The 12,754-nt window shown below is 65.0% G+C and carries 9 protein-coding genes; 6 read left to right on the forward strand and 3 right to left on the reverse strand.

Annotated features, from left to right (window positions below; genetic code table 11):
- The first annotated feature begins 139 nt into the window (after positions 1 to 139).
- From ugpB to AC1KAR_RS13160, 6 genes are all read left to right on the forward strand, one after another.
- Positions 140 to 1,453: a sn-glycerol-3-phosphate ABC transporter substrate-binding protein UgpB gene (ugpB, locus tag AC1KAR_RS13135; RefSeq protein ID WP_480318341.1), complete on the forward strand. Its 1,314-nt coding sequence runs from the start codon at positions 140 to 142 to the stop codon at positions 1,451 to 1,453.
- Between the two features lie 27 nt (positions 1,454 to 1,480).
- On the forward strand, positions 1,481 to 2,368 hold the full coding sequence (gene ugpA, locus AC1KAR_RS13140) for a sn-glycerol-3-phosphate ABC transporter permease UgpA (RefSeq protein ID WP_480318343.1): 888 nt from the start codon (positions 1,481 to 1,483) through the stop codon (positions 2,366 to 2,368).
- Between the two features lie 95 nt (positions 2,369 to 2,463).
- Positions 2,464 to 3,315, forward strand: a complete 852-nt coding sequence (gene ugpE, locus AC1KAR_RS13145) for a sn-glycerol-3-phosphate ABC transporter permease UgpE (protein ID WP_480318345.1) — start codon at positions 2,464 to 2,466, stop codon at positions 3,313 to 3,315.
- Between the two features lie 11 nt (positions 3,316 to 3,326).
- Complete coding sequence (locus AC1KAR_RS13150; RefSeq protein ID WP_480318347.1) at positions 3,327 to 4,391, forward strand: sn-glycerol-3-phosphate import ATP-binding protein UgpC; 1,065 nt, start codon at positions 3,327 to 3,329, stop codon at positions 4,389 to 4,391.
- The gene (gene ugpQ / locus AC1KAR_RS13155; protein WP_480318349.1) at positions 4,388 to 5,137 is read left to right on the forward strand and encodes a glycerophosphodiester phosphodiesterase; all 750 of its coding nucleotides are present in this window, start codon (positions 4,388 to 4,390) and stop codon (positions 5,135 to 5,137) included. Before AC1KAR_RS13150 ends, ugpQ begins: the two co-directional genes overlap by 4 nt.
- 78 nt (positions 5,138 to 5,215) lie before the next feature.
- Positions 5,216 to 6,820 carry a hypothetical protein gene (locus AC1KAR_RS13160; protein ID WP_480318351.1) on the forward strand — a complete coding sequence of 535 codons (1,605 nt, stop codon included), beginning with the start codon at positions 5,216 to 5,218 and terminating at the stop codon, positions 6,818 to 6,820.
- A gap of 6 nt (positions 6,821 to 6,826) precedes the next feature.
- On the opposite strand, the gene AC1KAR_RS13165 is transcribed toward AC1KAR_RS13160, so the two are convergent.
- The 3 genes from AC1KAR_RS13165 to secA all read right to left on the reverse strand — a co-directional run bounded on the left by AC1KAR_RS13165 (position 6,827) and on the right by secA (position 12,706).
- The gene (locus AC1KAR_RS13165; RefSeq protein WP_480318353.1) at positions 6,827 to 8,179 is read right to left on the reverse strand and encodes an MFS transporter; all 1,353 of its coding nucleotides are present in this window, start codon (positions 8,177 to 8,179) and stop codon (positions 6,827 to 6,829) included.
- 362 nt (positions 8,180 to 8,541) lie between these two features.
- Positions 8,542 to 9,771 (reverse strand): bifunctional glutamate N-acetyltransferase/amino-acid acetyltransferase ArgJ, encoded by a 1,230-nt coding sequence (argJ, locus tag AC1KAR_RS13170; RefSeq protein WP_480318355.1) that lies wholly within the window; start codon positions 9,769 to 9,771, stop codon positions 8,542 to 8,544.
- Between the two features lie 199 nt (positions 9,772 to 9,970).
- Positions 9,971 to 12,706 carry a preprotein translocase subunit SecA gene (gene secA / locus AC1KAR_RS13175; RefSeq protein WP_480318357.1) on the reverse strand — a complete coding sequence of 912 codons (2,736 nt, stop codon included), beginning with the start codon at positions 12,704 to 12,706 and terminating at the stop codon, positions 9,971 to 9,973.
- Positions 12,707 to 12,754 lie beyond the last annotated feature (48 nt).

Below are 12,754 nucleotides of genomic sequence, written 5' to 3' on the forward strand. Positions count from 1 at the left end.
GCCGCAAAGCACGTGCAAACCCAACGGGGTTAACACCGATGTTGCAGTGCGTCTTCGGGGACATAAACACGCCTGTCACAAGCCGCGCCCATGCTGTCCTGTTGGCCAAAAGCTGCAGGTCACTCAACCCGGAGACTCCATGAACAAAGGTACTTTCGCGCTCGCTGCCCCCTTGCTCGCCTTGTCGCTGGCTACACCGGCCCAGGCGCAGACGCAGATCCAGTGGTGGCATGCCATGAGCGGGCCGCTCGGCGAGTGGGTCAATGACCTGGCCAAGGACTTCAACGCGAGCCAGAAGGACTACGTGGTCGTTCCCACCTACAAGGGCAGCTACGGCGAGACGCTGACCGCCGGCATGGCCGCCTACCGCGCGGGCAACGCACCCGAGATCATCCAGGTGTACGAAGTGGGTACCGCCACAATGATGTCGGCCAAGGGCGCCGTGAAACCCGTGGGTGAAGTGATGACCACCGGCGGCGCGAAGTTCGACGCCAAGGCCTACATCCCGGCCGTGGCGGGCTACTACACAGCGCCGAACGGGCAGATGCTGAGCTTCCCGTTCAACAGCTCGACGACGGTCTTCTACTACAACAAGGACGCCTTCAAGACCGCCGGCCTCGACCCGAACAAGTCCCCCACCACCTGGCCCGAAGTGGTCAGCGCTGCGGCGAAACTGAAGGCCGCCGGCCACAAGTGCCCCTTCACCACGAGCTGGATCAGCTGGACCCAGCTCGAGAGCTTCTCGACCTGGCACAACGTGCTGTTCGCGACGCTGAACAACGGCTTCGGGGGAACGGCCACGCGCCTGTCCTTCAACTCGCCGCTGCATGTCCGCCACTTCGAGAACCTGGCCAACATGTCCAAGCAGGGCCTGTTCGTCTACAAGGGCCGCGACAACAAGGCCGATGTCGCCTTCCCTTCCGGCGAGTGCGCCATGATGACCGGCTCATCGGGCCTGTATTCGCGTGTGTCGAAAGAGGCGAAGTTCGCCTACGGCATCTCTACCCTGCCCTACTACCCCGACGTCGCGGGCGCCCCCCAGAACACCGTCATCGGTGGCGCGAGCCTGTGGGTGATGGGCGGCAAGAAGCCTGAGTCGTACAAGGGCGTGGCCGCGTTCTTCAACTACCTCTCCAGGCCCGAGGTTCAATCGGCCAGCCATACGCGCACCGGATACCTGCCGATCACCACCGCAGCCTATGAACTCACCGACAAATCGGGCTTCTACAAGGACAAGCCCGGCACCGACGTGGCCGTGACGCAGATGATCCGCAAGACCACCGACAAGTCACGCGGCATCCGGCTTGGCAACTTCAACCAGATCCGCACCATCATCGACGAAGAGACCGAGCAGATCTGGACGGGCAAGAAGGGTGCGAAGGAAGCGCTCGACGAAGCCATCAAGCGCGGCAACGATCAACTCGAGCGGTTCCAGAAGGCCAACAAATCCTGACGCGGCGGCCACCCCGGGGCACCCTTCATGGCCACTGACAAGCGCGTCCTCTTCAGGTCTGGCTGGCTGCCCTGGGTGCTGCTCGCGCCGCAGGTGGTGGTGATCGCGGTGTTCTTCTTCTGGCCAGCGGGCCAGGCGCTGCTGCAGTCGTTTCAACTGCAGGACGCCTTCGGTACCTCCACCGAGTGGGTCGGGTTCGACAATTTCGAAACGCTGTTTTCGGACTCGGCCTACCTCGCGTCGTTCAAGATCACTGCCCTGTTCTCGGTGCTGGTGGCCGGACTCGGCATCGGCATCTCGCTGATGCTGGCGTTTTTTGCCGACCGCATCGTCAAGGGGGCGATGTTCTACAAGACTTTCCTGATCGTTCCCTACGCGGTGGCGCCCGCGGTGGCGGGGGTGCTCTACCTCTTCATGTTCTCGCCCACCCTGGGCGTGGTGGCCCATTGGCTCGGCAAGATCGGCGTGGACTGGAACTACATGCTGAACTCCGACCATGCCATTGCGCTGATCGTGATGACGGCGGTGTGGAAGCAGATCTCGTACAACTTCCTGTTCTTCCTGGCCGGGTTGCAGTCGATCCCGAAGTCGCTGATCGAGGCCGCAGCGATCGACGGCGCGAGCGTGTGGCGCCGCTTCTGGACGATCCAGTTCCCGCTGCTGTCGCCCACCACGTTCTTCCTGCTCGTGATCAACGTGGTGTACGCATTCTTCGACACCTTCTCGATCATCGACGCCACCACACAGGGTGGCCCCGGCCAGGACACCATGATCCTCGTCTACAAGGTCTACAACGACGGCTTCAAGAATGCCGACCTGGGCGGCTCGGCCGCGCAATCGGTGGTGCTGATGGTGATCGTCATCGCGCTCACCGTCGTGCAGTTCCGCTATGTCGAGAAGAAGGTGCAGTACTGAGATGAAGCCCCCACGCTCGCTCTTGCTCGCTCCCCCCGAGGGGGCACTCAGCGGCTTCGGACGGCCGAGCACCGCTGAGATGAAAGCCCGCTGACATGGTCGACCGCAATCCCGGCCTGCGCGTACTCAGCCACCTGGTGATGGTTCTGGGCGTGCTCACGGTGGCCTTCCCGCTGTACCTCGCGTTCGTCGCGTCCTCGCACGAGGCGCACGAGATCGTCCAGGCGCCGATGCCGCTTTTGCCGGGCAGCCATCTCGTCGAGACCTACCGAACCGCGCTCTTTGGCGGCGGCGACGGTGCGGGCTCCACCGCGCCGGTGGGCCGAATGATGTGGGTGAGCCTGGTCACGGCGCTGGTCATCAGCATCGGCAAGATCGCGATCTCGCTGCTGTCGGCGTTCGCGATCGTCTACTTCCGCTTCCCCCTGAAGAACTTCTTCTTCTGGGCCATCTTCGTCACGCTGATGCTGCCGGTCGAGGTGCGCATCATGCCGACGTACAAGGTGGTCTCGGACCTCGGCATGCTCAACTCCTATGCCGGGCTCACCGTGCCGCTGATCGCATCGGCCACCGCGACGTTTCTGTTCAGGCAGTTCTTCCTGACCGTACCCGACGAGTTGGTCGAGGCCGCGCGCATGGATGGCGCCGGCCCGATGCGCTTCTTCAAGGACGTGCTGGTGCCGCTCTCCAAGACCTCGATGGCCGCCCTCTTCGTCATCCAGTTCATCTACGGCTGGAACCAGTACCTGTGGCCGCTGCTGGCCACCACCAGCGAAGAGATGTACCCCGTGGTGATCGGCATCAAGCGCATGATCGCCGGCGGTGACGCAGCCAACGAATGGAACGTCGTGATGGCCACCGCCCTGCTGGCCATGCTGCCGCCCGCCTTGGTGGTGGTGCTGATGCAGAAGTGGTTCGTCAAGGGCCTGGTCGACACCGAAAAATAGAGCGAGCACGCATGGCAGCCATCTCACTGCGCAAGGTCATCAAGCGCTACGGCCACGGCCCGAAAGCCAACCAGGTGATCCACGGCGTCGATGCCGAGATCACTGATGGCGAGTTCGTCGTGATCGTCGGGCCCTCGGGTTGCGGCAAGAGCACGCTGCTGCGCATGGTGGCGGGTCTTGAAGAAATCTCTGGGGGCGAGATCGCCATTGGCGGACGCGTGGTCAACGACATCGAACCCGCCGAGCGCGACATCGCGATGGTGTTCCAGAACTACGCGCTCTACCCCCACATGACCGTGTTCGACAACATGGCGTACGGCCTGAAGATCGCCAAGGTGCCCACAGCGGAGATCAAGGCCCGGGTGGACAAGGCAGCAAGCATCTTGCAGCTTGCGCCCTACCTCGCCCGCAAGCCGCGCGAGCTCTCGGGCGGGCAGCGCCAGCGCGTGGCCATGGGCCGCGCCATCGTGCGGCAGCCTCAGGTGTTTTTGTTCGACGAGCCGCTATCCAACCTCGACGCCAAACTGCGGGCGCAAACGCGGATCGAGATCCGCAAGCTGCACGCCGACCTGGGCGTGACCTCGCTCTTCGTCACGCACGACCAGGTCGAAGCGATGACGCTCGCCCAACGCATGCTGGTGATGAACGCTGGCCGCATGGAGCAGCTCGGCACCCCCGACGAGGTGTACGCACGCCCCGCCACCACCTTCGTCGCCGGCTTCATCGGCTCGCCTCCCATGAACCTGCTGGTAGGCCGCGCCGAGGGGCAGCAATTCACGCTCGATGGCCTGGCCCTGCCCCTGCCCGCACCGGCTCCGCGTGCCGGTGAGCTGACCTTCGGCCTGCGGCCCGAGCACGTGGCCATCGGGGGGAGCGGAGGCTGGCCGCTGCGCGTGGAGCTGGTCGAGATGCTCGGCGCCGAGCGGCTGGTGCACGGGCGCCTTGGCGAACACGACTTCACGCTGCGCGTGGATGGCCGGCTGCCCCCGCCCGACACCGGCAGCACCCTGCACCTGCAGCTGTCGCCGCAACACATGCACTGGTTCGACACCGAAACCGGCGCACGCGTGGAATGAGCCCCTGGCCCTACCCCTTGTGGATTGCCCACCGCGGCGCCGGCAAGCTGGCCCCCGAGAACACGCTCGCGGCCTTTCGCCTCGGGGCGAGCCACGGCTACCGCGCCTTCGAGTGCGATGTGAAGCTGAGCGTCGACGGTGTCCCCTTTCTGCTGCACGACGAGACCCTGCAGCGCACCACGCCCGAAGAAGGCGTGGCCGGCGAGCGCCCGTGGAGCGCGCTCTCGCGCCTGGACGCCGGCGGCTGGCACAGTAGCGCCTTCGCGGGCGAGCCCCTGCCCACCCTGGAGGCCATCGCCCGCTACTGCATCGGAAACGGCTTCGCGCTCAACATCGAGATCAAGCCCACGCCCGGGCACAACGAAGCCACCGGCCGCGTGATCGCCCAGCATGCCGCAGCGCTGTGGGCCGATGAAGCTTTCAAGCCGCTGCTGAGCTCCTTCCAGCCCGACGCGCTGGCTGCTGCACGCGCCGCCAAACCGTCCCTGCCCAGAGCACTGCTGCTCGACAGCCTGCGCGAAGGCTGGCTGCCCGAGGCGCAAGCGCTGGGCTGCATTGCCATCGTCGCCAACCACCGCGTGCTCGATGCCGCCGTGATCGCGCACGCCCAGGGCGCTGGCCTGCGCGTGGCCGCTTACACCGTCAATGACGCGGCCGATGCCTTGCGACTGCAAGAGGCCGGCATCGACAGCCTGATCACCGATGCAGTGGACCGCTTCGCCCCCGGATCGAGGGCCCACGGCTGACCCGATCGATACGGTGAAACGCTAGACTGCCGCGGGCCTCCCGGCCCTCATAAAACCAACAGTCTGAGCGAGGGAACCATGAAAGATCCGATCCGCCGCACGGCAGCGCGGCTGGCAGGCGCCTGCCTCTCGTCCATCATCATCTTGGCCGGCTGTGGCGGGGGTGGGGGCAGCAGCCCGGAGGCCGGCGGCACGCCGCCTCCTTCGCCGCCCGAGCAGTACCTCATCATCGGCACCAGCTCCGCCGATCAGGCCACTGGCTACAACCTGTTGATCGTGGACCCAGCCGCCCCGGCCACGCCCAGGCTCTCGGTGGCTCTGCCCTCGCCCGAAACACACCGGGATCTGTCGCTCTTCACCACCGATCCGGCCACCCGAATCACCACGTATCGCGGCACGTCGATGGTGTTCTACGTGAAGAACAGGCAAGTGTTCCAGGTCAGCCTGCGCAAGAGCGACAGCACGGTGGAGCAGCGCATCTCTTCACTCGGCACCGCATGCAACATCGCGCGGGTGCACCCCTTGGCGGCCTCCAATGGCGGTGATGCGTGGCTCGAGGTCGAGGTGGCTGGCCCATCTGGCAGCTGCGGCGCGGCCGGAAGCAACCCCACGGCGTTCGTCAGGACGGGGACGTCCACCACCACCGCTGCCACGTCCTTGCCCACCGGCGTTCAGATCGTCAATGCCTTGCCCAGCGACAACTTCGCCGGCACCGGCCTCTTCGTGGCGAGCGACGCGCGCGGCACCACGCCGCGGCTCACGCTGTACAGCGCAGCCCTGGCTCCGCTGGGCGACATCGCCGGAGGTGCGGGCTTGGCGAGCCTGGAGTTTCTCAACTACGTACCGGGCACCCGCCTCACGACGAGTGCCCATGTGAACGTCGGCATGACCGTGCGCCGGCTCGACTGGTCGACGACGGGTGCCACGCTCTCGCCCAGCCTGTACAGCATCCGAGACACCACGAGCTCCCCCTGGGCGCTGGGCGATGCCACGGCGAACTACTTCATGGATGGCGTGGATGTGATGCGCATCAACGCCGCGGGCACCGTCTCGGTGATGGCCTCGCTCGACCCCTTCGCCGGAAGCAGGCCCATCCTGGATGCCATCTCGCCGATCCACCTGGTGGTGCGACAGGATGGTGACTACCCCGATACCCGGACCACGCTGTTCTCGCTACCCAAAAGCGGCGGAGCCCTCATTCCGCTGGTCCGAGCGGTGAACACCTCCTACACCTTGGGCACGCATGGCGACGACGTTGTGTACATCACCTTCTCCTCCACCGCCCTGACTTCTCTGAGCAAGGTGCGTCTGGATGGAACCAACGCCCGGCTCATCAGCGCCCGCATCAGTTCGAGCCCGATGCCGGTGTACAGCCGTGTCAACGACCATTCCTTCTTCACCCTGGACGCCGTCGTCTGGTGCGAGAGCCTCTCGAACGACGCCGACTGCCGCAACGGCCACCTGATGTCGCAGAACCTGGCAACGGGCGTGACCACCACGCTGGGCCGGTTCTCGAATACCACCAGCCCTTGGTACTGGGCAGTGTGGGGCTACGGTTTCGCCGGCGACCCGCTGTGGATAACAGGCAGCAGCTATCCACCCGGTACGAGCTTGACGGACATGTACCTCGCGCAGCCGGATCAAGCCAACTCGCTGGTACGCGTCAGCCGCAGCATCCCCTGAGGTCGCTCACCCGACCTCCATGATGGTCGTGGGGCTGACCGAGGCCTCGGCTCCCACCCAATCGTCGGCGCCTTCAGGCTCGGGCAGAACCTTCACGTTGCGGATGGCGGGGTGGAACCACGCCACCGCCGCCAGCAGCAAGGCGGTTCCGGCCGAAAAGCCAAGCGCAGCACGCAAGCCGATGTGCTCGCCCAGCCAGCCGCCGAGCAAGGCCCCCGGGCCGGCGGCGAGCAAGGTGAGCCAGCGCATCGCGCTGGTCATGCGTCCCAGCAGGGGCCCGGGCGTCACCGCCTGGCGCAAAGCCAGGAAGTTGATGAAGACCAGCACTGCCCCGGCGCTGAACAGCAGCAGCATCACGGCAAAGGCAGCCACGCCCCAGCGGTTGGCAGGCGCCACCGCCAGCAGCAACCAGCCGACACTGCACACCGCAATGCCGATGACCAGGCACGGCCCCGGCCCCACACGCCGGCTGATGCGGTTGCCCAGCACGCTCGCGACGATGGTGCCCAGACCCATGCCCATGTAGCTCAGGCCGACCTGCTGTTCACTCAAGCCCAGGGTGCGCGTGGCAAACAGAATCTGCACGACCAGCGCGGCGTGGTGGCACATCTGCCACGTCCCCACGACAACCGCCAGGGCCACCAGCAAGGGCGCGCCGAACACGAAGCGCAGGCCAGTGCGCAGGTCACGCCAGAAGTGCCCGCCGCGGTGCCGGCGCTGGTCCTCGTGCACGCGGATCCCGCGCAGGATCCCCGCCGAAATCAGCAACAGCACGGCATCGACCAGCAAGGCCAGCGGTGCGCCCACGACCTTGATCAAGGCGCCGGCGAAACCCGGACCGGCGACCTCGGCGCCCGAGGTGGCCAGCGCATTCTTGGCATGGGCTTCGACCAGTCGGTCGCGTGCGACGACCTGTGTCAACACGATCTGCGCGGCCGACCCGGCAACCGTGTAGATGACGCCGATCACGAAACCCACAACATAGAGCCAGGCCATCGACAGCCAGCCCATCCACCACGCGAAGGGCACGCTGGCGACGATGACCGACAACAGGCTCTCGCCTGCCACATACACCGGCAGCTTGCGCACCCGGTCGAGCCACACCCCGGCCGGCAGAGAGAAGAGCACGAAGGGCAGGATCTCCATCGCCGTGAGCAGGCCCATCTGGGTGGGCGAAGCATGGAGCAGCACGGCGGCGGTGAGCGGCAAGGCGAGCATCGTCACCTGGCCACCGAAGGAGCTGATGAGGATGGACGACCAGAGGCGGCGGTAGGTGCGGTCGCGCAGCAGATCGTCGGGCCGCAGGCTGAGCCCCTGCGCCCAGGCCTGCCAGAGCGCCTTCAGCCGATTCAACAACATGACCGCCTCCTCTCTCGTCTGTCTCGTTCGGGTGCGGGTAGCACCCTGGTGGATCGGTGGATCCGGATCAGCGAAAGAAGGGTTGGGGACCTGCTCTTCCGCCGAGGGCCTCAGCGGAACTTCGGTGGAAGCGAAGCTGAGGAGTCAGTGGCCGCGTACGGACTGAATGACCATGGAGATATGGTCGACACATCGCGACGCGTGTTGGCACGACGACGCCCGCCGGGCGGCATCGTGTGGCATGCGTGGATGGAAGTGGCGTGTCATGTCAGGGAGTCCGAAGCGAGCCGCCATGCTACCGCCCGTTGTTCGGGCGAAGCAAGCGGCGAACTTGCCGCCCCCCTAGAACCGCAAGAGCTGGTTCAGCTGCGGTAGTCGGCGTTGATCTTGACGTAGTCAACGCTGAAGTCGCAGGTCCACACGGTGGCCTCGGCCGCGCCGCGGCGCAGGTCGATGCGCACGGTGATCTCGGCCTGCTTCATCACGCGGGCGCCATCGGCCTCTTGGTAGGTGGCCTTGCGGCCACCGTCGGTGACCACGTGCACGTCGTCGAGGAACATCTCGATGCGCGTCTGATCCAGATCGGCAATGCCGGCGTAGCCCACGGCCGCCAGAATGCGACCAAGGTTGGGGTCACTCGCAAAGAACGCCGTCTTCACCAGTGGTGAGTGGGCGATGGCGTAGGCCACCTGCTTGCATTCGGCTTCGGTCTTGCCGCCGTCGACCTGCACGGTGATGAACTTGGTCGCACCTTCGCCATCGCGCACGATGGCCTGCGCGAGTTCGGTGGCGACGTCGATCACGGCCTGGCGCAGCAGCGCACCGTCGCCGGCTTCCAGGGTGGTGATAGGCGCATGGCCCGCCACGCCGGTGGCGACGACCACGAACGAGTCGTTGGTCGAGGTGTCGCCATCGATGGTGATGCGATTGAAGGACTTGTCGGCGGCCTCTTGCGTGAGCGGTTGCATCAACTGCGGGGCAATCACGGCGTCGGTGGCGAGAAAGCTCAGCATGGTCGCCATGTTCGGCCGGATCATGCCGGCGCCTTTGCTGATGCCGGTGATGGTGACCGTCTTGCCACCAATCTGGATCTGCTTCGACGCCGCCTTGGGCACCGTATCGGTCGTCATGATTGCCTCGGCCGCAACCGCCCAGTTGGCTTCCTTCAGGTCGGCGATGGCGGCAGGCAGGCCGGCTGCGATTCGGTCCGTGGGCAGCGGCTCCATGATCACGCCGGTGGAGAAGGGCAGGATCTGCTCGGGCGACAGGTCGAGGTGCTGAGCCAGCGACACACAGGTAGAGAACGCCCGCGCCAGCCCATCGTCACCCGTGCCGGCATTGGCATTGCCTGTGTTGATGACCAACGCGCGCGGCCCGATGTTGGCGGCCAAGTGCTTGCGGCACAGCTGAACCGGGGCGGCACAAAAACGATTGGCGGTGAACACCCCCGCGACCTGCGTTCCTTCCGCCAGAGTGACCACGGTCAAGTCGCGGCGCTTGGCCTTGCGCACACCAGCCATCGCGACGCCAAGTTGGACACCAGGGACGGGATGGAGCGATTCCGCACACGGCGGCTGGAGATTGACTGGCATGGTGCACCTCGTGACAAGGAGGTCGATTGTAGGTATCGACACGGCAACTTGCTCGCTCAGGTGCCTCGTCTCGCGCACATGCGCGGCGAGCACCGGGCACCCACGGCGCACTCTCAAGCAAGGCCCACGTCGCTACGACGCCGCCGCGATCGCAGCGCTGGGTGGCCTCAGTGCCCTGAGACTCTTGAACTGGCCGCTCTCAGGCCAGCCGGCCGTGGCACTGCTTGTACTTCTTGCCGCTGCCGCATGGGCAGGGGTCGTTGCGGCCCACCTTGGGAACCTCGCTCGATGGATCGGTCTCCTGCGACACGCTGCCATCCTCGTTCGGGTGGGTGTAGGTGACGTTGCTGATCGACTCGGCACGCGACTCGATAGCCTCTGCCGCTTCGGTGGCCTGCTCCTGAGTCTGGATGCGCACGGTCATCAGCACGCGCGTCACGTCCATCTTCACCACGTCGAGCAACTGGCTGAAGAGCTCGAAGGCTTCGCGCTTGTACTCCTGCTTCGGGTTCTTCTGCGCGTAACCACGCAGGTGGATGCCCTGGCGCAGGTAATCGAGCGCAGCAAGATGTTCGCGCCAATGCTGGTCGATGGACTGCAGCAGGATCATGCGCTCGAACGGCGTGAACTGCTCGGCGCCAACGCGCTCCAGCTTCTCGGCGAACGAATCGTTGCCAGCCTTCACCACCATCTCGACGATCTCTTCGTCGGTGATGGCGTTGCTCTTCTCGACCTTCGCCTTCACCTGAACGTCGAGCTGCCATTCGTCAGCCAGCGTCTTCTCCAGGCCGTCGAGGTCCCACTGCTCTTCGACGCTTTCTGCTGGCACGTAGGTGCGCACCACGTCGGTCAGCGTGCTCTCGCGCAGGTTCGCCACCTGCGCGGTCAGGCTCTCGGCCTCGAGGATCTCGTTGCGCTGCTGGTAGATCACCTTGCGCTGATCGTTCGACACGTCGTCGTACTCGAGCAGCTGCTTGCGCATGTCGAAGTTGCGCGCTTCCACCTTGCGCTGGGCGCCTTCGATGCTGCGGGTGACGATGCCAGCCTCGATGGCCTCGCCCTCGGGCATCTTCAGCCGATCCATGATGGCGCGCACGCGGTCGCCCGCAAAAATGCGCATCAGGGAATCTTCGAGCGAGAGGTAGAAGCGCGACGAACCCGGGTCGCCTTGGCGCCCCGACCGGCCGCGAAGCTGGTTGTCGATACGGCGGGATTCATGCCGTTCGGTGGCGATGATGCGCAGGCCACCCGCGGCCTTCACCTGCTCATGCAGGCCCTGCCATTCGTCTTGCAGTTTCTTGACGCGCGCATGCTGCTCGGCTTCAGGGATCGAGTCGTCGGCCTCGATCAGTTGCACCTGCTTCTCGACATTGCCACCCAGGACGATGTCGGTACCGCGGCCGGCCATGTTGGTCGCGATGGTGATGACACCAGGGCGACCTGCCTGCGCAACGATCTCGGCTTCCTTCGCATGCTGCTTGGCGTTGAGCACGGCGTGCGGCAGGTTGGCCTTGCGCAGCGTTTCGGAAATCAGCTCGGAGTTCTCGATCGATGTCGTGCCCACCAGCACCGGCTGGCCGCGCGAATGGCAGCTGCGGATGTCTTCGATCACCGCGTCGAACTTTTCCTTATCAGTCTTGTAGACCAGGTCGAGCTCGTCCTTGCGCGCCGTCGGCTTGTTGGGCGGTATCACCACGGTTTCGAGACCGTAGATTTCCTGAAACTCATAGGCCTCGGTGTCGGCGGTGCCAGTCATGCCACCGAGCTTGCCGTACATGCGGAAGTAGTTCTGAAAGGTGATCGAAGCGAGCGTCTGGTTCTCGCTCTGAATCTGGACGCCTTCCTTGGCTTCGACTGCCTGGTGCAAGCCATCGGACCAGCGGCGGCCCGTCATGAGCCGACCGGTGAACTCGTCGACGATCACGACCTCGCCGTCCTGAACCACGTAATGCTGATCGCGGTGGTACAGGTGGCGTGCACGAAGCGCCGCGTACACGTGATGCATCAGCGTGATGTTCTGCGGGTCGTACAGGCTGGCACCGTCGACCAGCAGGCCGGCTTCGCGCAGGATGCGTTCGGCGTTCTCGTGCCCGTCTTCGGTGAGAAACACCTGGTGCGACTTCTCGTCAACCGTGAAGTCGCCCGGGTCGATCACACCCTCGCCGGTGCGCAGGTCCAATTCGCCGATCTGCTTCTTGAGCTGCGGCACCACGCTGTTGATGCGCACGTAAAGGTCGGTATGGTCTTCCGCCTGGCCGCTGATGATCAACGGGGTGCGCGCCTCATCGATCAGGATGGAGTCCACCTCGTCGACGATGGCGAAGGTCAGGCCGCGCTGCACTCGATCTGCGGTCTCGTAGACCATGTTGTCGCGCAGGTAGTCGAAGCCGTATTCGTTGTTGGTGCCGTAGGTCACATCGGCGGCGTAGGCAGCCTGTTTCTCTTCGCGCGGCATCTGCGGCAGGTTCACGCCCACCGAGAGGCCGAGGAAGTTGTACAGCTTGCCCATCCACTCAGCATCACGCCGGGCCAGGTAGTCGTTCACCGTCACCAGATGCACGCCTTTGCCGGTGAGCGCATTCAAGTAGACGGGCAAGGTGGCCATCAGCGTCTTGCCTTCGCCGGTGCGCATTTCAGCGATCTTGCCGTTGTGCAGAGCCATGCCGCCGATGAGCTGCACGTCGAAGTGCCGCATCTTCAATACGCGCTTGCTGCCCTCTCGTGCCACGGCAAACGCCTCGGGCAAGAGCGCGTCCAGCGATTCGCCCTTGGCGACGCGGCCCTTGAACTCCGCCGTCTTGGCCTGCAGGGCAGCGTCGTCGAGCTTCTCGAACTGCGGCTCCAGCGCATTGATCTGCTGAACGACCTGGCGGTACTGCTTGAGCAAGCGGTCGTTGCGGCTACCGAAAATCGAAGTGAGAAGCTTGGGCAACATGCAGCGTCAAGGAATTTGGGGCTGGAGGGCAGCGGGAGGGATCGAGCG

It is taken from the genome of Piscinibacter sp. PDB1-1 (genome assembly GCF_056675995.1).